Here is a 21,588-nt window from a genome sequence, read left to right as displayed (position 1 = left end):
CTGTGCCGCCGGCAGGGGCGCGGCCGCGGTCCGGCCGGTCAGCCGTCCGTCGCCGCCGCCATCCCGGCGAGGCGGGTGACGGTGTTCCAGTTGCGGGCGGTGCCCTGCTCGCCCAGGCGCCGGCCCGTCAGGAGCTTCGCCAGCTTGGAGTCCCGGATGCCGTCCGGGCAGAGCAGATACACCTCGCGTTCCCCGAGGACGAACTCGTCGGGGGCGTACGCGCCCGGATCGAGGTCCGCGAACGCGTCAAGGTCGGCGGCGCCGGAGAGGAAGGTCACCAGGTAACGCGCGGGATCGACCCCCCGGCCGGCGAACGGATCGGCGTCCACGACACGCCTGAGGTCGGCCCCCTCGCGCACGAAGCAGCGCACGGAAAGCCCCAGCTCGCGCGCGATGGCCTCCTCCAGCCCGGCGGCCAGCGCGTCCGGCGCGGCGCCGGGATGGGTGAACACCGCGTTCCCGCTGTTGAGGTGGGTGCGCACCGCCCCGCAGCCGAGGCCGGAGAGCAGATCGCGCAGGGTCCCCATGGGGACGCGCTGTTTGGTGCCCACATTGATGCCGCGCAGGAATGCCACGTACGTTGTCACCCCCTCACCGTAATATGACGCGCATCTGCGAAGTGAGCGGCATGTGAGAGGCGATCGCATGGTGCACAGGGCGTGGCGCGAGAGATCCGGGGCGCGAGCCGCACGGGCACTGCTGGTGCTCGGGCTGCTGCTGCCGGTGGCGTGGGCGGGGGCGGCCGGGGCGGGCACCGCCGCCCACGCGGCCGACCGCCCGGCCCGGGTGGTCGGCGAAGTGCGGGTCGACGGCCGGACGCTGGACCTGGCGGTCTCCTCGCCCGACACCCAGGCGCCGGTCACCTGGGTACGTCTGCTGCTGCCCACCGGCTGGTCCAAGGGCGCCGCACGGACCTGGCCCACGTTGTGGCTGCTGCACGGCGGTGGGGGCGACCACCGGGACTGGACGGCCAACACCCACGTCGAGGAGCTGACCGCCGGCCGGGACGCCATCGTCGTCATGCCGCAGACCAGCGGCTGCAGCGGCTACAGCGACTGGTACAACGGCGGCGCGTGGGGCGCCCCCGCCTGGGAGACGTATCTGCTCGACCAGCTCCGGCCGCTGCTGGAGCGCAACTACCGGGCCGGTACGCGCCGGGCCGTCGCGGGGCTGTCCATGGGCGGTCAGGGAGCGCTGAAGCTCACCGCCGCGCATCCCGGGATGTTCAGCGCGGCCGCCTCGTACAGCGGTGCCGTCAACCCGCTGTACGCCTCACCCGACGGCGGTCTCAACGGCCCCGACGCGGTGAAGCTCGGCGGCCTGATGTGCCTGACGGACTGGAAGCGGGTGTGGGGCGAGCCCGGCTACCCCTTCGGCACCACCGACCCCGCCGACCTGCGCCAGCAATGGCTGTGGAAGCGCAACAGCCCGCTGGAGCGGGCCGCCGATCTCGCCGGCATTCCGCTCTACCTCTCCTACGGCAATGGCGCCGAGATGGGCGTGGGCTGGAAGTGGGGCGACCCGCCGCCGTCCCCCGCCCGCTGTGCGAACCCGGCCACGCACGGCACGAACGACCCGATCGAGCGCGCCGTCTTCGGCATGAACCAGCAGCTGCGTACCAAGCTCGTCCGGCTCGGCATCCCGGCCACGGTGTGCGCCTCGACCGGCGGGCACACCTGGCCCTACTGGGAACGCGAGCTGGTGGCGTCCTTCCCGATGCTGATGAAGGCCATCGGGGCCTGAGGCCCGGCCCCCGGGCGGACGCGCCCGCCGTCCGTTCGGGGCGGGCCCGGGCGGCTACCCGCGTGCCAGCCGCAGGGTCACGATCTCGAAGGGCCGCAGGGACAGCGCCACTTCACCGTCCCCCTCCGTCGTGGCGGTGGTCAGGGGCCGCTCCAGCAGGTCGCAGACGGTCACCGACGTCGTGCGGAACCCCGCGCTCAGCCGTGCGCGGGCCCGTCCGCCGAGCGACTCGTACAGCCGCACCACCACATCACCGCCGCCGTCGTCCGCGAGCTTGACCGCGGAGATGACGACCGCCTCGTTGTCGACGTGTACCAGGGGGCGCACCCCGGTGTCCCCGGGCACCCGCCGCTCCGGCAGATTGATCCGGTACCCCTCGCGCACCGCGTCCCGCAACGACGCGCCCGGCACCAGCGCGTACCGGAACCGGTGGGTGCCCTGGTCGGTGCGCGGGTCGGGGAAGCGCGGCGCCCGCAGCAGCGAGAGGCGGACCGTCGTCGTGGTCCCGGCACCGGCCTCCCGCACGGCACGCGTCACGTCGTAGCCGTACGTCGAGTCGTTGACCACCGCGACCCCCCACCCCGGTTCCTCCAGATGCACGAACCGGTGCGCGCACGCCTCGAACTTGGCGGCGTCCCAGCTGGTGTTGGTGTGCGTGGGCCGGTAGAGATGGCCGAACTGGGTTTCGGCGGCCGTGCGGTCGGCGTGCAGATCCAGCGGGAAGGCCGCCTTGAGGAACTTCTCCGTCTCGTGCCAGTCGACCTCCGTGCCGATGTCCAGCCGCCGCACCCCCGCCGGGAGCGACAGCGACTGCTCGACGCGGGAGGCCCCGAAGGTCCGGACGATCCGCACCGCCCCCGCGTCCGTCACCTCCAGCGTTTCGACGTCCGTCAGATCCGTGACGGTGTTCCGGTAGAAGTGGTCCACGTCCCACGCATCCCACATGTTCGGGAAGTCCGGGTGCAGTTGCAGCAGGTTGGCCGCCGCACCCGGGGCGATCGTCTCCCGGTCCGCCTCCCGGTCGTACACGGAGACCACGAGCCCGCGCCCGTCGACGTCGACCCGCAGCAGGTCGTTGTCGAGCGTGAAGCCACCGCCCTCGCGGGCCCGGACCGCCGTCGGGGCGGCGGAGGCGGCGGCGGAGGCGGGCCCGGCCAGGGCACCACCGTGGGCCGGCGCGCCTCCCCGCCCGTGCGGTGCCGCGTTGAAGACCACCGTCCCACCGGCCGAGGCGTCCCCCGCGAGCGCGGCCAGCGCATCCCCGACGACCGACTCCAGCTCGGCCGCGACCGCCGCGTAGGCCGCCACCGCCTCCCGGTGCACCCACGCGATCGAGGTGCCCGGCAGGATGTCGTGGAACTGGTGCAGCAGCACCGTCTTCCACAACCGGTCCAGCGCCTCGTGCGGGTAGCGGAACCCGGTCCGCACGGCCGCCGTCGCCGCCCACAGCTCGGCCTCGCGCAACAAGTGCTCCGCCCGGCGGTTGCCCTGCTTCGTCTTCGCCTGACTGGTGAGCGTCGCCCGGTGCAGCTCCAGATACAGCTCGCCCACCCACACCGGCGCGCTCCCGTACTCCGCGTGGGCCTTCTCGAAGAACGCCGACGGCCGCTCGAAGACCACCCGCGCCGAACCCTCCAGATCCGCCAGCCGCTTCGCCCGCGCCACCATCTCGCGCGTCGTCCCGCCGCCGCCGTCGCCCCAGCCGGTCGGCGCGAGGGAGCGCGTCGCCCCGCCCTTCTCCTGGAAGTTACGGACCGCGTGCGCCACCTCCCGACCCGACAGCCGCGCGTTGTAGGTGTCGATCGGCGGGAAGTGCGTGAAGACCCGGCTGCCGTCCAGACCCTCCCACCAGAACGTGTGATGGGGGAACTTATTGGTTTGGCTCCACGAGATCTTCTGCGTCAGGAACCACTTCGCCCCCGCCAGCCGCACCAGCTGCGGCAGCGCCGCCGAATAGCCGAAGGAATCCGGCAGCCACACCTCCTCCGTCTCGATCCCGAACTCCTCCAGGAAGAAACGCTTGCCGTGCACGAACTGCCGTGCCAGCGCCTCCGACCCCGGCATGTTCGTATCGGACTCCACCCACATGCCGCCCACCGGCACGAACCGGCCCTCCGCGACGGCCTTCTTCACCCGCGCGTACACCTCCGGCCGGTGCTCCTTGATCCACGCGAACTGCTGCGCCTGCGACATGGCATAGACGAAGTCCGGCTCGTCCTCCAGCAGGGCGGTCATATTGGCGGTGGTACGGGCCACCTTCCGCACCGTCTCGCGCAACGGCCACAGCCACGCCGAATCGATGTGCGCGTGCCCGACCGCGCTGATCCGGTGCGCGGACGCGTGCGCAGGCGCGGACAGCACGTCCGTGAGCCGCTCGCGGGCCCGCCCCGCGCTCCCGCCCACGTCCTGGAGGTCGACGGCGTCCAACGCCCGCTCGACCGCCCGCAGGATCTCCCAGCGGCGCGGCGAATCCACCGACAGCTCCGCCATCAGCTCACCCAGCACCTCCAGGTCCTGGACCAGCTCCCACACCACCCGGTCGAAGACCGCCAGATCCATCCGCACCAGCCGGTAGCGCGGCGCGCCGTCCGCCGTCTCGCGGTCGCCCAGCTCGGTCGGCACGAACGGGTGGTAGTCCAGGATCACCGGGTTGGACGAGGCCTCGATGTGCAGCGTCACCTCCTCGCCGCCCGCGACCGGCTCCCCGATCCGCACCCACTGGTTGCGGGGGTTGAGGCCCTTCACGGGTGAGCCGTCCGGCCGGTAGACGAGCCCCTCGCACTGGAAGCCCGGCATGTTCTCGTCGAAGCCCAGGTCGAGCAGGGCCTCCACGGTCCGGCCCGCCCACTCCTCGGGCACGGTCCCGGTGACCGTGAACCAGCTGGTGCCCCACGGCGGGCCCCACGGCGCGCCGGCCTCGATCGGCTCGCCCCCGGCCGCGAGGCCCTCCGCGACGGGCACGGGCTCACCGGGCGCGTGCCACACGGTGACGGCCAGCGGCACCGACTCGGGATACACGGCGGGCCGGACACGCTCGTCCAGCACCCGCTTGAGACGGGCTTCGATGACGGTGCGGTCGTTGTGCATGGCGTCGGTGTCCTCACGAAGACGGAGTGGACCAGCGGAAGGAAACACGTGCGGGTGCCGAGGGGACGTACAGCTCGTCCACGGCGCGCACGTCGACGCGGGTGACCGCCTCGCCGCCCGTACGGCGCAGCGCCGGAACGTAGTAGGCATGCCCACAGGTGCCGCCGAGGAAGCGGCGGCCGCCACCCGGCATCACCTGACACACCTCGTAATGGCGCACCGGCGGCACCCGGCGCGCCCCGGGCGTCCACAGGAGCCGCAGCGCGGCCGTACCGTCGCCGTTCGGCCGTGCCGCGGCGACCGTCACCGCCGCCGGGCGGGCGGGCACGGCCGGGCCGGGCGCCGCGCCGTCGCGCACCGCGAGGTGCCCCAGCCGCCAGCGGACGACTCCGCAGTCGGTGGCGGTGAGCCGGATGCCCAGCGCGTGGATCGTCCGTCCGGCGCGGCCGGGCAGCAGCGCGCCGACGCGCAGCCGGACCGTGGTCCAGCCGCGCCCGCCCGGGGGCAGCGTGCCCGCGGCCACGCGGACGAAGCGGCCGGGCCCGGGGGAGACCACCAGCTCCACGCGGACACCCGCCGACCCGGGGTCGCTACGGTGGGCCAGCTCCACCACCGTCGTCGCCGAGCGCGGCAGCCGGGCGGTGAACAGCTCGACGGTCGCCGGAGCGGTGAGCGGGCCGTCCACGAGCAGGCTGGTGCCGCCACGCCAGGCATCGGCGAAGTCGAAGCCCACCACCGGCCGGGCGCCGGTCGTACGGATCACCCAGCGCCGTCCGGGCAGCCGGTCCTGGAGCCCCAGGTGGTTCCACGGCGCGTCGGACAGGAGGCGGCCGCGCTCGTACCAGCCCAGGCCGTGCCCGGTGTTGAAGCTCGTCGCGAACGGCAGCGCGGTCAGGGTCGAGCGGTCCGCGACGGAGGCGGCCGGAGCCCGCCACGGCCCGGTTGCCGGAGCGGCCGGGTCCCCGGCCGGACCGGACCAGAAACGGTCGTCCCGCGCGTGGAAGGCGGCGGGCGTACGACCGCCGGCGGGCAGGCTCGTCCACGTCCACTCCGGCCGGTAGAAGCCGTAGGAGGTGACGTGCGGCCGGCCGGCGGGGACGACCGCGTCCCAGTCGACGCGGGTGTCCCAGCCGTTCGCCTCCACGTCGATGCCCGCCCACAGCTCATACCGTCCGCGCCCCAGGCGTTCGGCGAGCGTGCCGGACGACTGGAGCCCGGACCGGCTCCAGCCGAAGTTGAGGAACATCGAGTCGGCGGCGCGGAAGAAGGGGGAGTTGTGGTCGTTCAGCTCGTTCTGCCAGGAGACGTCCCCCGACACGGCCAGCGCGTCGTACCAGGTGATCCGCAGGCCCGTGCGGTGGGTGCGCAGGTGGGCGAGGAAGTCCCGCATGTCCGCGGCCAGCCGGGCATCGCCGCCCCCGGTCTCGGCGTTGACGAACCAGCCGTCGAAACCGTACGCGCGCGCCACCCGGATCAGCTGGTCGGCCAGCGGGAAGGTGCCGTCCGCGCCCCTGCGCACCAGCTCCCGCGTCCAGCTCAGCCGCCCGCCGTAGGCGACCGGGGGCAGGAACACCGTGCCGAGGACGGGCACGCCGTTGCGGTGCGCGGCGTCGACGACCGGCGCGTTCGGCGCGAGGATCAGCCCCTCGCCCGAGGAGCCGCCCCAGAACACCAGCTCGTCCAGGTAGGCCCAGTGGGTGAGGGCGTAGTAGTCGGCGGTGGGGGAGCCCTGCGACGGGTTGCGGGAGGTGTGCGCGAAGGCGGCGAGGGCGGATACCCGGGCCTGCCCCGCCCGCGCGCTCGCGTTGACGGGCGGGGGAGCGAAGCGGGCGGCCAGCGGCACCGTGGCCTTGTTGAAGGGCAGGTCGACGTCGCTCTCGGGCGCCCAGGTGCGCAGACTGCGCCAGGTGACGCCGGGCTCGGGGGAGCCCGCCGGCAAGCTGTCGGGATACCAGTACGCGGCGTACGGCTGGAGGTCCGTGGTGGCGGGCGCGGCACGAGCGGTGGGGACGGCCAAGGCACCGATGCCTGCGGCAAGGACGCGGCGGCGGGTGACCTGAGGTCGTGCGGCTCTGTCATACATGGCGGCTCCACATGTCAGCCTGTCCGGCGTTTGAGGACCGGGGTCCGGGGCGGAGCCCCGGTAACGGGAAGGGGCGGGGCTGGGGAAGCGATCCCCGAAACGGCCACCGCCTACCGCACCTGATCCACCGTCAGCACTTCCGTGATCCCCCGGCCGGCCAGGTACCCGGCATCGTCCGCCCGCTGCACCAGCACCGAAGCCGGCCGCACCCCGCGGGAGGCGAGCCGCATCCACGCCTCGAAGTACGCGCCTCCGGGCGAACACACCGACCGGTAGGGTGCCGTCTCCTCGTCACCCGCGTCCACGACCAGGGCGGTTCGGCGGGGCGGCGCGGGCCGGCCGCTCTCGCGCCAGGCGAGGACGATCCGGGCGATCGCTTCACCGGCGGGTTTGATCCGGCGGTCGTTGGTGAACAGCCCGAGGCCGTATTCCAGCTCGGGGAAGTCCGCCAGCGCGCGGTCCACGTCGTGGGAGCACCACCAGGTGACGCCCCACAGGTCCGGGCAGTCCAGCGCGTTGCGGACGGTCGCCTCGGTGAACGCGGCGGCGTGGTCGGGCGGGATGTGCGGGGCGGGCGCGCCGACCTCCTGGAGCCAGACCGGCCGGCCGGTGTCCACCGCCCAGGCCTTGGACAGCTCGACGAGATACGCGGCGTGCAGCCCGGTGGCCGTCCCGGCGTGGCCGTGGCGCTGCGCGGTGCCGTTGAAGACCCAGGAGTGCACGGCGGTCATCGCGCCGAGCCGGGCCGAGTGGGCGGGCGTGAAGGGGTGCGCGCCGTCGTACCAGGCGGCGTCGTACGAGGCGTGCAGATGCGCCCGGCCCGGGGCGCCCTTCTCACAGGCGTCGAGCATGCGCCGCAGCCAGTGGTCCGCCTGGACGGGGTCGACCCGGTCGGGGTCGGGGTGGGGGTCCCCGGAGAACTGGTCGGTCTCGTTGCCGACGGTCATGCCCAGGAAGTGGGGCCGGCCGGCGAGCGCGGCGGCGAGCACACGCAGGTACTCCGCCTGCGCTTCGACCACGTCCGGGTCGGTGAACAGGTTCCGGCGGTGCCAGGTGGCGGTCCAGGCGGGCAGGAAGTCGAAGCTGGAGAGGTGGCCCTGCAACCCGTCGACGCCGACGTCGAGCCCGTGCTCCCCGGCCGCGTCCACGAGCCGGACCAGCTGCTCGACCGCCCTCGGCCGGATCAGGGTGCGGTTGGGCTGGAAGACCGGCCAGAGCGGGAAGACCCGGATGTGGTCCAGCCCGAGGGCGGCGATCTGCTCCAGGTCGGCCCGGATGTCGTCGAGGTCGAAATCGAGCCAGTGGTGGAACCACCCCCGGCTGGGCGTGTAGTTGACGCCGAAGCGCATACGGATGTCCCTTCGGGGCGGAACGGCTGGCGAGCCGGACGCGGGAGCGGGGTCAGCCCTTGACGGCGCCTTCGCCGACCCCGCGGAAGAAGTACCGCTGGAGGCAGGCGAACATCACCAGGAGCGGGGCGACCGCGATGACGGTGCCGGCGGCGACCAGCCGCGGATTCTGCTGGAACGTGCCGTGCAGGAAGTTCAGACCGACGGTCAGCGTGAAGTTGTCCGCGTCGGAGAGGACGATCAGCGGCCACAGGAAGTCGTCCCACGCCCCCATGAAGGCGAAGATCGCGACGACGGCGAGGGTGCCGCGGACCGACGGCAGCGCGACGCGGACGAACCGCTGCCAGACGTTCGCCCCGTCGATGACGGCGGCCTCCTCGATCTCGTAGGGGAGGTTGGCGAAGGCGTTGCGCATCAGCAGCACGTTCAGCGCGCCGACCGCACCGGGCAGCAAGACGGCGATCAGGGTGTCGTTGAGCCGGAGGTCGCGCATCATCGTGAACTGCGCGATGACGATGGATTCCAGGGGCACCAGCAACGCCGCCACGAAGGCGAGCCCGGCGAGCCGACGGCCGCGAAAACGCAGCCGGGCCAGCGCGTACCCGGCGAGCGAGGCACCGACGAGGTTGGTGAGGACGTTGGCGAGCGCGACCTGGAGCGAGTTCAGGGCGTAGCGCCAGACCGGGATGATGTCCGCGACACCGGCGTAGTTGTCCAGGGTCGGCCGCTCGGGCAGGAAGCCCGGCGGGTAGGCGTAGATGTCCTCGGTGGTGCTCTTGAGCGAGGTCGACAGCTGCCAGAGGAACGGGCCGACGGTGACGGCGAGGACGCCGAGCATCAGCAGATAGCGCAGCGCCTTCTCCCCGGCGGACACCCTGGTCGTCACCGGTCCTCCTTGCGGTCGGCGCGCAGCACCAGCAGCATCAGCAGCAGCGCGATGGCGAAGACGACGAGGGAGAGGGCGGAGGCGTAGCCGACGCGCCCGTTCAGGCCCGTGCCGGTGCGCTGCACGAGCATGACGAGCGTGGTGTCCTGCCCGGCCGGCCCGCCGGTGGGCCCGGCCAGCAGATGGACCTCGGCGAACACCTTGAAGGCGGACACCGACGACAGGGCGCCGACCAGCACCGTCGTGGAGCGCACGGCCGGGAGCGTGACGCTGACGAAGCGGCGCAGCGCGCCGGCCCCGTCGACGGCGGCGGCCTCGTGCAGCTCACGGGGGACGTTGGCGAGCGCGGCCAAGTAAATGATCATGTAGTAACCGAGGCCGCGCCACACCGTCAGGGCCATGGCGCTGAACAGCAGCAGCCATTCGTCGCCGAGAAAGGCGACCGGTCCCGCACCGAGGAAGCGCAGGATGCCGTTGAGCAGGCCGCGGTCGTCCAGCATCCAGCCCCAGATCAGGGACACCACGACGACGGAGGCGACGACCGGGGTGTAGAAGGCGGACCGGAAGAAGGTGACGCCGGGAAGCCGTTTGTGGACCAGCAGGGCGAGCAGCAGCGGCAGCAGCATGGTGAAGGGCACCACGAGCAGCACGTACAGACCGCTGTTGCGCAGGGCCACCCAGAACTGTTCGTCGTCCAGCATCTCCTGGAAGTTCCGCAGCCCGACCCAGGTGCCGGGGGTGAGGGTGCGGGCATCGGTGAACGCCTGGTGGACGGTGGTGAGGAAGGGATACAGATTGAACGCGGCGATGACCGCGAGGCCGGGCAGCAGGAAGAGCCAGGGGCTGAGCGCCCGGTGGGTGCGGGTGCGGGGGGCCGGTCGTGCGCGGTGCCGGTCCACGCGGCCGTCAGCTCCGGCCGAGGAGCTTGTCGCTCCGGGCCACGGCGTCGTCGAGCGCCTGCCGGGGTGATTTCTTGCCCTGGAGTGCCTTGGCCACCTCGTTCTTGAGGACGACCTTCATCTCGTCGCTCATCACGACGGGCGTGTAATTGACCGCCCCTTTCAGCATTTTCGCCGAGGCGACCCGGACGCGTCCTTCGTCGGTCCCGTCGTCCCGGGTCCAGTACGGTTCCCGCAGCGAGCCCTTGGTGCTGGGGAAGACGGCGACCTCGTGGGCGAACGCCTCCTGGTTCTTCCGGTCGGTGACGAAGTGGGCGAAGGCGACGGCCGCCGCCTTGTGGCGGCTCCGGTCGTTGACGGCCAGACCCATGACGTACATGTTCGGCTTGCCGGTGTTGTTGGGCGCGTCGGCGATCCCGAGGTTCCTGTACAGGCCCGGTGCGTTCTTCTTGAACGTCTCCAGGTCGTGGGCGCCGCCGGGATTCATGGCGACCCGCTGTTCCAGGAACTTCTGACCGGATTTCTCCGGAGTATTGGTGAGTGCCTGCGGGTCGAGCGCGCCGTGGTCGTAGAGCCGCTTGTACTTGGTCAGCAACTCCACGCCCCGGGGTTCGTTGTAGGTGAACCGGGTGGCGTCGTCGTTCATCAGTTGGACGCCGTAGCGCCCGAAGTCCTCGATGGCCGGGGTTCCCGCCAGCGTCGCGGTCTTCCCGCCGGACCGCCGGGCCATCGTCTCGGCGGCGGCGAACAGCTCGTCGTAGTTCTTCGGCGGCTTCTCGGGGTCGAGCCCGGCCTGCCGGAACAGGGCCTTGTTGTAGAAGAGCGGGCCGGTGTTGAGGTACCAGGGGAAGGCGTACGCGCCGTTCATCCCGGGGAGGGCATTGCCCTGCCAGGCTTCCGGGGTGTATTCGCCCTTGAACTTCGCGGTGGTCTTCTCCCGGTCCAGATTCATCAGCAGTCCGGCCTTGGCCAGCGGATAGGACAGATCGGGCGAGACGTTGACGACATCGGGCAGGGTGCCGGCTCCGGCGTCGGCGCTGAGCTTTTCCGCGTAGTTCTCGGCGGGCTGGTCGAGCCATTTGACCTCGACGTCCGGATACTGCTTCCGGAACTCCTGGATCAGACCGCCGAAATAGCCTTTGAACCGTGCCCGCAGGTTCCAGGTCTGAAAGGTGATGTCCCCCGCGATCTTTCCGTCGGCACGGGATCCGCCGCCGGTGTCCGCACCGGAACCGCAGGCGGTGAGAGCCAGTGCGGCGGCGAGGAGAGGCACGGTGGCGACGGATGCTCTTCGTAACGCTCCATGGGGCACGGGCATGACCGATGAACTCCTTCGATCGGGCCGCGAGGGGCCTTGGGCCGTGAGGAGGCAGCTCAAAACCTGCACCCGGCAAGGGAGTTGCGTCAATACTTACGCCGCGACCTAATGCGCTTTAGTGTGGTGCCGCTCCAGGGTGTGTCCGCGAAGTCGCGTCCGTGCCGGGCGTCGCGGGCCGGACGGGACTTCGCGGACACGCCCCAGCGATTTGGGTAACGGCCCCGCCGGTGCGGGCGGGGCGGAGGGGGAACCATGCGCCGTACGCCCGCCCGCCGCCCGACGATGAAGGACGTCGCGCGCCGCGCGGGTGTCTCGGAGAGCGCGGTGTCCTTCGCGCTCAACGGCCGGCCGGGCGTCTCCGCGGCCACCCGCGACCGGGTCCGGCGCGTCGCCGAGGAACTCGGCTGGCAGCCCAGCACCGCCGCCCGCGCCCTGTCCGGCGAGGGATCGGCCACCGTCGGGCTCGTCCTGGCGAGGCCCGCGCGCACCCTCGGCGTCGAGTCGTTCTTCCTGCAACTCGTCTCCGGGGTGCAGGAAGCGCTCGCGGTGCGCCGACTCGGTCTGCTCTTCCAGGTCGTCGAGGACCTTGATGCCGAGTGCGCCGTGCACCGCCGCTGGTGGGCCGAACACCGCGTGGACGGACTGCTCGTCGTCGACCCCCGCGACGACGACCCCCGCCCGGCCCTCCTCGACGAACTCGGCCTGCCCGCCGTGATCATCGGCGCCCTCGACGGCGCCGGGGAGAACCCGCACGGGGCGATCTCCAACCTCTGGGCCGACGACACCGGGGGAATGGCGTCCATCGTCGGCCACCTGTACGACCTGGGGCACCGCCGTATCGCGCACATCGCCGGGCTGCCCGAACTCGCCCACACCCGGCGCCGGATCGACTCCCTGCGCGCCGAGGCCGGCCGGTGCGACCTGCCGGACGTCTTCTCCGTGACGACCGACTACTCCGACGCGCAGGGCGCCGCCGCCACCCGGCGCGTCCTCGCCGCCCCGCACCCGCCCACCGCGATCGTCTACGACAACGACGTGATGGCGGTCGCCGGCCTCGCCGTCGCCGCCGAGCGCGGAGTGCTCGTACCGCGTCAACTGTCCATCGTCGCCTGGGACGACTCGGTGCTCTGCCGCAACACCCACCCCACGCTGACCGCGCTGGCCCGGGACACGGCGGGCTTCGGCAGGCGCGCTGCCGAGCAGCTGATCGCCCTGCTCGACGGCGGCCCGGCCCGGCGGGTGCGGGACGAGGCACCACGGCTCACCGCCCGGGAATCCACCGCACCACCGCCGCACCCCGGTGCGTCCCGCCCCCGGTGAACTCCGCGCGCCCCGGCGCCCGCCCGTTCCGGGCCGCACGACGGCACTCTGTTCGTTTCCTTAGCGACCGCTTAGTATGCGATCGGCGTGGCGCTGCCCCCTACCCCTCGTGGAGGACCCGGTGAAGGCATGGCGAGTGCACGAGAACGGCGAACCGCGCGAGGTGATGCGCCTGGAGGAGGTGCCGGAACCGGCCCCCGGCCCCGGTGAGCTGCTCCTGCGGGTCCGGGCGGCGAACGTCAACTTTCCCGACGCGCTGCTGTGCCGGGGCCAGTACCAGGTCCGGCCGCCGCTGCCCTTCACCCCCGGAGTCGAGGTGTGCGCCGAGATCCTCGCCCTCGGCGACGGTGCCGAGGGCGAGATCGGGGCCCGCGTCCTCGCCCAACCCGCCCTGCCGGCCGGAGGATTCGCGGAAGAGGTGGTCGCGGCGGCGCGCACCGTGCTGCCCGCTCCCAAAGCGCTGGACGACGCCGAGGCCGCCGCCCTGCACATCGGCTACCAGACCGGCTGGTTCGGCCTGCACCACCGCGCCCGCCTCCGCGAAGGCGAGACCCTCCTCGTGCACGCGGCGGCCGGCGGCGTCGGCAGCGCCGCCGTCCAGCTCGGCAAGGCCGCCGGAGCCACCGTCATCGGCGTCACCGGCGGACCGGAGAAGGCACGCGCCGCCCGCGCGCTCGGCTGCGACCTCGTACTCGACCGCCAGGCGGACGACGTGGCCGCGGCCGTCAAGGAGGCCACCGGCGGCCGGGGCGCGGACGTCGTCTACGACCCCGTGGGCGGCGACGCCTTCGCCCAGTCCGCCAAGTGCGTCGCCTTCGAAGGGCGCATCGTCGTCGTCGGCTTCGCGAGTGGCACGATCCCCACCCCGGCGCTGAGCCACGCCCTGGTCAAGAACTACACGATCCTCGGTCTGCACTGGGGCCTGTACAACGCCAAGGACCCCGGCGCCGTCCGCTCCTGCCACACGGAGCTGGCCACGCTCGCCCAACGGGGCGCGATCAAGCCGCTGGTCAGTGAACGGGTCCCCCTCGACGCGGCCGCCGACGCCGTCCAGCGCGTCGCCGACGGCACGACCACCGGCCGGATCGTCGTCGTCCCGGAGGCCCGGCGATGAGCGGCCCCGAGACCACGCCGACCACGCCGACGCACGCGACGGCCGCGGCACGGGACGGCGGGCCGGACCCGGCCGTCATCGACGCCGGTGCCCTGGGCCGCCGGGTCGCGGAGCTGCTCGCCGCGCACGACCCCGCCACCACCGACCGGCTCGACTTCCTGCGCGCCCGCTTCGACGCCGGGCTCGCCTGGATCCACTTCCCCCCGGGCCTGGGCGGTCTCGGCGCGCCGCGCGCCCTCCAGCCCGTCGTGGACCGGGCGCTGGAGGCCGCCGGAGCGCCCGACAACGCACCCCGCCGGATCGGCATCGGCCTGGGCATGGCCGCGCCCACCCTCCTGCACCACGGCACCGACGCGCAGCGCCGGCGGTTCCTCCGCCCGTTGTGGACCGGCGAGGAGGTGTGGTGCCAGCTGTTCAGCGAACCCGGCGCCGGATCCGACCTCGCCGCGCTCGCCACCCGTGCCACCCGCCGCGACGCCGAAGGGGACTGGACCGTCGACGGCCAGAAGGTGTGGACGTCCCAGGCCCACCTCGCCCGCTGGGGCCTCCTCCTCGCCCGGACCGACCCGGACGTGCCCAAACACCGGGGCATCAGCTACTTCGTCTGCGACATGACCGACCCCGGCGTGGAGGTGCGGCCCCTGCGCCAGATCACCGGCGAGGCCGAGTTCAACGAGGTGTTCCTGACCGGGGTGCGGATCCCCGACACCCATCGCCTCGGGGACGTCGGCGAGGGCTGGCAGGTCGCCCGGACCACCCTGATGAACGAGCGGGTCGCCATCGGGGGCGCCCGGGTGCCCCGCGAGAGCGGCATGATCGGCCTCGTCGCCGACCTCTGGCGCCGCCGCCCCGAGCTGCGCACCCACGACCTCCACCAGCGGCTGCTGCGGCTGTGGGTGGAGGCCGAGGCCGCCCGGCTGACCGCCGAGCGGCTCGCCGGGCAACTCGCCCTCGGCCGCCCGGGACCCGAGGGATCGGGCCTGAAGCTGGCCTTCGCCCGCCTCAACCAGGAGATCAGCGGGCTCGAAGTGGAGCTGCTGGCCGAGGAGGGACTCGGCTACGACGACTGGACCCTGACCAGGCCCGAACTCGTCGACTTCACCGGCCGCGAGGCGGGCTACCGCTATCTGCGCGCCAAGGGCAACTCCATCGAGGGCGGCACCTCGGAGATCCTGCTCAACATCATCGCCGAGCGGGTCCTCGGCCTGCCGCCCGAGCCCCGCACCGACAAGGACGCCGCGTGGAAGGACCTGCCCCGATGACCACTCCCGCGCCGCCCGACCTGCTCTACTCCGAGACCGAGGAGGACCTGCGCGCGGCCGTACGGTCCCTGCTCGCCGACCGCGGCGGCCCCGCCGCCGTGCTCGCCGGGGCCGAGACGGGCCACCCCCACGACCGGGGCCTCTGGCACTCGCTGGCCACCGGCATGGGAACCGCCGGGCTGCTGGTGCCGGAGCGGCTCGGCGGACAGGGCGCCACGGCCCGGGAGGCCGCCGTCGTGCTGGAGGAGCTGGGCCGGTCCGTCGCCGCCGTGCCCTACCTCACCAGCGCCGTGCTGGCCGTACGGACGCTGCTCGGGTGCGACACCGCACGCCCCGAGGTGGCCGGCCCGCTCGCCGCGCTCGCCGGGGGCCACCGGACCGGGGCGCTCGGCGTCCCCCTGCCGACCGCCCCGGACGGGTCACCGCCCGAGGCCACGGGCGACGCGAACGGACTCAGCGGAGAGATCACCTCCGTCGCCGGCGCGGCCGGCGCCGATCTGCTCCTCGTCCCCGCCGGCAGCGGGCTCTACGCCGTGGACACCACGGCACCGGGCGTGAGCGTCACCCCGGTCACCACACTGGACCTCACCCGGCCGCTCGCGCGGGTCACCCTCACCGGGGCCGCCGCGACGCTGCTCGCCGAGCCGGCCCGGGCCCGTACCGCCGTCGCCGACGCCTTGCTCACCGGCGCCGGGCTGCTCGCCTCCGAGCAGCTCGGACTCGCCGAATGGTGCCTGGCGGAAACCGTGCGCTACACCGGTGAACGGCATCAGTTCGGCCGCCCCGTCGGCTCGTTCCAAGCCCTCAAACACCGCCTCGCGACCCTGTGGCTGGACATCGTCTCCGCCCGCGCGGCGGCCCGCAACGCCGCCGACGCGCTCGCGACCGGCTCACCCGACACGGCGGTGGCGGTCGCCGTCGCCCAGGCCCACTGCGGCGAGGTCGCGGTGCGCGCGGCCGAGGAATGCGTGCAGCTGCACGGCGGCATCGGCATGACCTGGGAGCACCCGGCGCACCTGTACCTCAAGCGCGCCAAGAGCGACCAGATCGCCCTGGGCACCCCCGGCCGGCACCGCCAGTCGCTGGCGCGGTGGGTGAATCTGCCGGGCCCCGCCGGCTGATTCCCGAGCCGCCCCAGCTTTTTCCGGGCCGTGCCCGGGCTTTGTCCGGGCCGGATCATGCCCGATCCTCTTCATGCTGTTTAATTGCGAGGAATTCGCAATAGCGGTTGATCTTGAGTACGTGAAAGTGCGTGAGTAGAGGTATGGGCATGACGGCCCGGTCCATTCGGGGAATGGCCGCCACGGCCATGGCAGCGGTACTGGCGGCCGGCGCGGCGGCTTGCTCGACGCCCGGCGGCGACGGGGGGAGTGCCGGCGGGGCCAAGGGGGCCAAGGACTCCCTGGTCGTCGGTCTCGCCAACGAACCCGAGACGCTCAGCCCCCTCCTCGGCTACGGCAAGGACGGCAATTCCAAGATCTTCGACGGGCTGCTCCGCCGCGACGCAGCCATGAAGCTCCAGCCGGCCCTGGCCGCCGGGCTGCCGAAGATCACCGACGACGGCCGTACGTACACCTACAAGCTCCGCACGGGCGTGAAGTTCAGCGACGGCAAGCCCTTCTCCGCCAAGGACGTCGTCTTCACCTACCGGACCATTCTCGACGAGAAGACCAACAACGCCGCCAAGGGCGAACTCGACGCCATCGACCGCGTCGCCGCCCACGGCGACGACACCGTCGTCTTCACGCTCAAATACCCCTACGCGCCGTTCGCCGAGCGCACCGTCCTGCCCATCGTGCCCGAGCACGCGGCCAAGGGCCAGGACGTCAATTCCGGCTCCTTCAACACCCGGCCGATCGGCACCGGCCCCTACGTCCTCACCCACTGGAGCAAGGGCGAGAAGCTGAGCTTCACGGCCAACCCCGGTTACTGGGGCGGTGAGCCGAAGATCAAGAAGCTCACCATGGCGATCATCAAGGACGACGACATCCGCGCCACCCGGCTGCGGAGCGGCGACCTCGACGGCGCGATCCTGCCGCCCAACCTCGTCAAGGGCTTCCAGGGTGACAAGTCCAAGCGGACCGTCACCGCCCGCACCACCGACTTCCGCGGCGTCACCCTGCCGACCGCGAACAAGGTCACCGGCGACGTGGCCGTGCGCCGCGCCCTCGACCTCGCCGTGGACCGCGAGGCCATGGTCGACAAGCTCCTCGAAGGCGCGGGCAAGGCCGGCTACGGCCCGGTCCCCACCGACAGCGAGTGGTTCGCCAAGGGCACCGAGCGCCCCCACGACCTCGACAAGGCCAAGAAGCTGCTCGACGACGCGGGCTGGGTCCTTGGCGACAAGGGCATCCGGGAGAAGGACGGGCAGCCCGCCACGTTCACCCTCTGGTTCCCCGCCGGTGACAAGCTCCGCCAGGAACACGCCCTCGCCTTCGCCTCCGACGCCAAGAAGGCCGGCATCAAGGCCGAGGTGCAGAGCGGCACCTGGGAGGTCATCGAACCGCGGATGAAGAACGACGCGGTCCTCGCCGGCGGCGGCAACCCCGCCGACCCCGACTTCGACCTCTACAACCTGCTGCACTCCTCGCTCGCCCTCGACGGCTTCAACAACATGGCCGCCTACGACAACCCCGACGTCGACAAGGCCCTCGAGGACGGCCGGCGCAGCGGCGACAAGAAGGACCGCAAGGCCGCGTACGACAAGATCCAGCGTGACCTCGCCGCCGACCCCGGCTATGTCTTCCTCACCCACGTCGATCACCTCTACGTCATGAACGACGGCTGGCAGGGCCTCACCACCCAGATCGAGCCGCACGATCACGGGCTCGGCGCGGGCCCGTGGTGGAACGTCGAGGACTGGCAGCCGAAGAAATGACGCCCCGGCTTCCCTGGAGGCCGATGGCACGCATGGCGGGACGGCGGCTGCTGCTCGCCGTCCCCGTGCTCGCCGTCGTGACCTTCGGCGTCTTCGCGATCGCCGCCGCCTCACCCTTCGACCCCGCCAAGGCCTACGCCGGGTCCGCCGGGCTCGGCGCGGGCCAGGACGTCTTCGACCAGCTGCGGGAGAACCTCGGCGCCGACCGGCCCTTCGTCGCCCGCTGGTGGGAGTGGATCACCTCCGCCCTGACCGGTGACCTCGGCGACTCCAGCACCCTGCGCCAGCCCGTCGCCGACGTCATCGGCGAACGCATCGGCTGGTCCGTCCTGCTGTGCGCCGTCGCCTTCGCCCTGGCCGTGACCGTGGGCACGATGCTGGGCGTGCTCGCCGCGCGCCGCCGCGGCGGCCCGCTGGACCGGGTCGTGACGTCCCTGGCGTACACCCTGGAGGCGGCGCCGCCCTTCTGGCTCGGACTGCTCGCCATCTGGTTCTTCGCCCTCAAGCTCGGCGCCCTCCCGGCCGGCGGCCTCACCGACACCGGCACCGACGTCGCCACCGCCGGCCAGGTCGCCTCGCACATCGTCCTGCCCGCCGTGGTGCTCGCCGTCTCCCAACTGCCCTGGTTCGTGCTGTACGTCCGCCAAGGCGTCGGTGACGCCCTGGACGAGGACCCCGTGCGCGGGGCACGCGCGCGGGGGCTGCGCGAACGGACCGTCCTGCTCGGCCACGCCCTGCGCTCGGGACTGCTGCCGGTCCTCACCCTCATCGGCTCCCGGGTGCCCGAACTGATCACGGGCGCACTGCTCGTCGAGACCGTCTTCAGCTGGCCCGGCATCGCCGCCGCGACCGTGCAGGCCGCCACGAGCGTCGACTTCCCGCTGCTGGCCGCCCTGACCGTGCTGGCCACGGCAGCGGTCCTGGTGGGCAATCTGCTGTCGGACCTGCTGTACGGACTGGCCGACCCGAGAGTGGGCTTCGATGGCTGAGACCCAAAGCGCACCCGAGGCGGCACCCACCGCCCGGCGCGCACCCCGCGCCGGAGCCCGGGGCGAGGGTGCCCGGCGCGATACGCGCACACTGCGCACCCGCGTGTCCGTCGTCCTCGTCGCCGCGGTCGTCCTCACCGTCCTCGCGGTACCCGCGCTGGTCCCCCTCGACGAGCAGGCCGTGGACCTGGGGTCCAAGCTCCTGCCGCCGTCGTGGTCCCACCCCTTCGGCACCGACGAGGTCGGCCGGGACCTGCTGCTGCGCTGCGTCTACGGGCTGCGGATCTCCCTGCTCGTCGGCGTCGTGGCCGGGCTCGCCGCGACCGTCGTCGGCACCGTGGTCGGCGCCCTCGCGGGCGCTCTCGGCGGCTGGGCCGACCGGGTCGTGATGCGCCTCGTCGACGTCTTCTCGTCCGTCCCGCACCTGCTGCTCGGCGTCTTCATCGTGGCGATGTTCCGGCCCGGCCTCTGGCCGGTGGTCGCGTCGGTGGCCCTCACCCACTGGCTGTCCACCGCCCGGATCGTACGGGCCGAGATCCTGTCGCTGCGCTCCCGCCCGTACATCGACGCGGCGGTCTCCGGCGGCTCCTCCCGCCTGCGCATCACCGTCCGGCACCTGCTGCCCGGCGTCCTGCCGCAGGCCGGACTCGCGGCGGTGCTGATGATCCCGCACGCCATCTGGCACGAATCGGCACTGTCCTTCCTCGGCCTCGGCCTGCCCACGCACGAGGCCAGCCTCGGCAACATGGTCCAGTCCGCACGCGGCACCCTGCTCGCCGGCGACTGGTGGCCCACCCTCTTCCCGGGACTGTTCATCATCGTCCCCACCCTCGCGATAGCGGGCCTGGCCGGCGTCTGGCGCGAACGGCTGAACCCCCGCCGCCGATCGGAGCTGATGCTGTGACGACGTCATCCCGGCCGGCCTTCGACGACACCGCCCCGGACACCCCGCGCGAGCGCGGGGACGAACCCGTACTGGACGTCAGCGGCCTGTCCGTCCGCTTCGCCATGCGGGGAGGCCGGCAGATCGCGGCCGTCACCGACGCCTCGTTCCGGCTCTGGCCGGGCGAGTGCCTCGCGCTCGTCGGCGAGAGCGGCTGCGGCAAGTCCGTCCTCGCCTCCGCGCTGCTCGGGCTGCTGCCCGCGAACGCCCGCACCGCGGGCCGGGCCCTCGTCAGCGGACTCGACCTCCTCGCGGCCGACGAACGCACGCTCGCCCGGACGGTACGCGGCCGCCGCGTCGGCCTCGTACCGCAGAGCCCCGCCGCGCACCTCACCCCCGTGCGCACCGTCCGCTCGCAACTGCGCGAAACCGTCCGGGAACTGACCGGCGCCCGCGGCGGCGACGCCCGGGAGAGGACCGAGGCCGCCGCCGAGCGCGCGGCGTTCCCCGCCGACCACCTCGACCGCTACCCCCACCAGCTCTCCGGCGGCCTCGCCCAGCGCGCCGCCACCGCGCTCGCCCTCGTCGGCGACGCCCCCCTGCTGCTCGCCGACGAACCGACCACCGGCCTCGACCGCGACCTCGTCGACCGCACGGTCGACGAACTGCGCCGCCACGCGGACGCCGGCCACGCACTGCTGATGATCACCCACGACCTCGCCGCGGCCGCACGGATCGCCGACCGCGTCGCCGTGATGTACGCGGGCCGCATCGTCGAACTCACCGACGCCCCCGCCTTCTTCGGCAGCCCCGGCCCCCGCCACCCCTACGCCCGCGGTCTGCTCGACGCCCTCCCCGAGCGCGCCTTCACCCCCATCCCCGGCATGCCCCCGGAACTCGGCGCGCTGCCCGCGGGCTGCGCCTTCGCCGCCCGCTGCGAGCACGCGACGGCGACCTGCGAACGGGTCCCCGCGCTGGTGAACGGCACGGCCTGCCACCACCCGCAGGAGCCGACGCGTGCTTGAACTCCACCGCATCACCGCCGGCTACGACCGGCGCGCACCCGTGGTCCGGGACGTCTCCCTGACCGTCGAGCCGGGCGAGGCCGTGGGACTGCTCGGCCCCAGCGGCTGCGGCAAGTCCACCCTGGCCAGGGTCGCCGCCCTGCTGCACCGCCCCGACTCCGGCACGTACCGCATCGACGGCGAGCCGGTCGGAGCCTGGCGCCACCGCGCGCCGCGCGAGCGGCGCACGGCCTTCGGCGTGGTGTTCCAGCAACCCCGCCAGGCCGCCGATCCGCGGCTGCGCCTCGGCGACCTGATCGCCGAGCCGCTGCGCGCGGCCGGACGGCGGACGGGCACCGAGGAGCGGGTGACCGAGCTGGCCGGGCGGGTCGGCCTTTCGGCGGAACTGCTCGGCCGCCGTCCGCACGAGGTCAGCGACGGCCAGCTGCAACGGGCCTGCCTGGCCAGGGCCCTCGTACTGCGCCCGCGCTGGCTGATCTGCGACGAGATGACGGCGATGCTGGACGCCTCCACGACCGCCGCCCTGGTCGCCGCCGTCGAGGCCTACCGCCGCGAAAGCGGCGCGGGCCTGTTGTCCGTCGGCCACGACCGCACCCTGCTGACCCGCTGGTGCGACCGCCTGGCCCACTGGACGGACCTGGCCCCCACGCCCTCGGCAGGCGACGACGCCCCCCGAGCGTCGAACCCGCCGCAGTGGAACGAACCGGCCCCGCACCGGCCCGAGGCGCGGGCGTAGGCGGACACCGCCCGCC

At 73.1% G+C, this 21,588-nt stretch carries 17 protein-coding genes; 10 read left to right on the top strand and 7 right to left on the bottom strand.

All coding sequences use genetic code 11. From position 1 onward, the window contains the following. Positions 1 to 38 precede the first annotated feature (38 nt). On the bottom strand, positions 39 to 587 hold the full coding sequence (locus ACZ6MA_RS08265) for a DUF1697 domain-containing protein (RefSeq protein WP_469432032.1): 549 nt from the start codon (positions 585 to 587) through the stop codon (positions 39 to 41). A gap of 58 nt (positions 588 to 645) precedes the next feature. On the opposite strand from ACZ6MA_RS08265, the gene ACZ6MA_RS08260 reads away from it, so the two are divergent. Further along, a complete protein-coding gene (locus tag ACZ6MA_RS08260) occupies positions 646 to 1,743 on the top strand; it encodes an alpha/beta hydrolase (RefSeq protein ID WP_469432030.1) in 1,098 nt (365 codons plus the stop codon). 54 nt (positions 1,744 to 1,797) lie between these two features. Here the strand turns inward: ACZ6MA_RS08260 and ACZ6MA_RS08255 are convergent, their stop codons facing one another. From ACZ6MA_RS08255 to ACZ6MA_RS08230, 6 genes are all read right to left on the bottom strand, one after another. After that, positions 1,798 to 4,830, bottom strand: coding sequence for an alpha-mannosidase (locus ACZ6MA_RS08255; RefSeq protein WP_469432029.1), 3,033 nt, complete (start codon positions 4,828 to 4,830; stop codon positions 1,798 to 1,800). A gap of 13 nt (positions 4,831 to 4,843) precedes the next feature. Next, positions 4,844 to 6,913: an endo-beta-N-acetylglucosaminidase gene (locus tag ACZ6MA_RS08250; protein WP_469432027.1), complete on the bottom strand. Its 2,070-nt coding sequence runs from the start codon at positions 6,911 to 6,913 to the stop codon at positions 4,844 to 4,846. Between the two features lie 110 nt (positions 6,914 to 7,023). Beyond that, the gene (locus tag ACZ6MA_RS08245; protein ID WP_469432025.1) at positions 7,024 to 8,262 is read right to left on the bottom strand and encodes a glycoside hydrolase 5 family protein; all 1,239 of its coding nucleotides are present in this window, start codon (positions 8,260 to 8,262) and stop codon (positions 7,024 to 7,026) included. Between the two features lie 52 nt (positions 8,263 to 8,314). After that, on the bottom strand, positions 8,315 to 9,100 hold the full coding sequence (locus tag ACZ6MA_RS08240) for a carbohydrate ABC transporter permease (protein ID WP_469432295.1): 786 nt from the start codon (positions 9,098 to 9,100) through the stop codon (positions 8,315 to 8,317). 44 nt (positions 9,101 to 9,144) lie between these two features. Then, positions 9,145 to 10,047 (bottom strand): carbohydrate ABC transporter permease, encoded by a 903-nt coding sequence (locus tag ACZ6MA_RS08235; RefSeq protein ID WP_469432023.1) that lies wholly within the window; start codon positions 10,045 to 10,047, stop codon positions 9,145 to 9,147. Positions 10,048 to 10,054: 7 nt separating this feature from the next. Next, complete coding sequence (locus ACZ6MA_RS08230; RefSeq protein ID WP_469432022.1) at positions 10,055 to 11,365, bottom strand: ABC transporter substrate-binding protein; 1,311 nt, start codon at positions 11,363 to 11,365, stop codon at positions 10,055 to 10,057. Positions 11,366 to 11,617: 252 nt separating this feature from the next. Between ACZ6MA_RS08230 and ACZ6MA_RS08225 the strand changes: the two genes are divergently transcribed. The 9 genes from ACZ6MA_RS08225 to ACZ6MA_RS08185 all read left to right on the top strand — a co-directional run bounded on the left by ACZ6MA_RS08225 (position 11,618) and on the right by ACZ6MA_RS08185 (position 21,572). Continuing rightward, positions 11,618 to 12,685, top strand: coding sequence for a LacI family DNA-binding transcriptional regulator (locus ACZ6MA_RS08225; protein ID WP_469432021.1), 1,068 nt, complete (start codon positions 11,618 to 11,620; stop codon positions 12,683 to 12,685). A 121-nt stretch (positions 12,686 to 12,806) separates the two neighbouring features. Then, positions 12,807 to 13,799, top strand: a complete 993-nt coding sequence (locus ACZ6MA_RS08220) for an NADPH:quinone oxidoreductase family protein (protein ID WP_469432019.1) — start codon at positions 12,807 to 12,809, stop codon at positions 13,797 to 13,799. Continuing rightward, entirely contained in the window at positions 13,796 to 15,061 is a 1,266-nt protein-coding gene (locus ACZ6MA_RS08215) for an acyl-CoA dehydrogenase family protein (protein ID WP_469432017.1), read from the top strand. The genes ACZ6MA_RS08220 and ACZ6MA_RS08215 overlap by 4 nt, the downstream gene beginning before the upstream one ends. After that, positions 15,058 to 16,182: an acyl-CoA dehydrogenase family protein gene (locus tag ACZ6MA_RS08210; protein ID WP_469432016.1), complete on the top strand. Its 1,125-nt coding sequence runs from the start codon at positions 15,058 to 15,060 to the stop codon at positions 16,180 to 16,182. The genes ACZ6MA_RS08215 and ACZ6MA_RS08210 overlap by 4 nt, the downstream gene beginning before the upstream one ends. A 149-nt stretch (positions 16,183 to 16,331) precedes the next feature. Then, complete coding sequence (locus tag ACZ6MA_RS08205; protein ID WP_469432015.1) at positions 16,332 to 17,939, top strand: ABC transporter substrate-binding protein; 1,608 nt, start codon at positions 16,332 to 16,334, stop codon at positions 17,937 to 17,939. Next, on the top strand, positions 17,936 to 18,928 hold the full coding sequence (locus ACZ6MA_RS08200; protein ID WP_469432013.1) for an ABC transporter permease: 993 nt from the start codon (positions 17,936 to 17,938) through the stop codon (positions 18,926 to 18,928). Before ACZ6MA_RS08205 ends, ACZ6MA_RS08200 begins: the two co-directional genes overlap by 4 nt. Then, positions 18,921 to 19,832 carry an ABC transporter permease gene (locus ACZ6MA_RS08195; protein ID WP_469432012.1) on the top strand — a complete coding sequence of 304 codons (912 nt, stop codon included), beginning with the start codon at positions 18,921 to 18,923 and terminating at the stop codon, positions 19,830 to 19,832. The genes ACZ6MA_RS08200 and ACZ6MA_RS08195 overlap by 8 nt, the downstream gene beginning before the upstream one ends. 104 nt (positions 19,833 to 19,936) lie before the next feature. Beyond that, on the top strand, positions 19,937 to 20,836 hold the full coding sequence (locus ACZ6MA_RS08190; RefSeq protein ID WP_469432294.1) for an ABC transporter ATP-binding protein: 900 nt from the start codon (positions 19,937 to 19,939) through the stop codon (positions 20,834 to 20,836). Further along, positions 20,829 to 21,572 carry an ABC transporter ATP-binding protein gene (locus ACZ6MA_RS08185; RefSeq protein WP_469432011.1) on the top strand — a complete coding sequence of 248 codons (744 nt, stop codon included), beginning with the start codon at positions 20,829 to 20,831 and terminating at the stop codon, positions 21,570 to 21,572. Before ACZ6MA_RS08190 ends, ACZ6MA_RS08185 begins: the two co-directional genes overlap by 8 nt. The last annotated feature ends 16 nt before the right edge of the window (positions 21,573 to 21,588 follow it).

The sequence above is a fragment of the Streptomyces sp. NPDC042259 genome, assembly GCF_055582085.1.
Note: the sequence above shows the minus strand (reverse complement) of the source record. Positions and strands in the feature narration are given on the sequence as shown.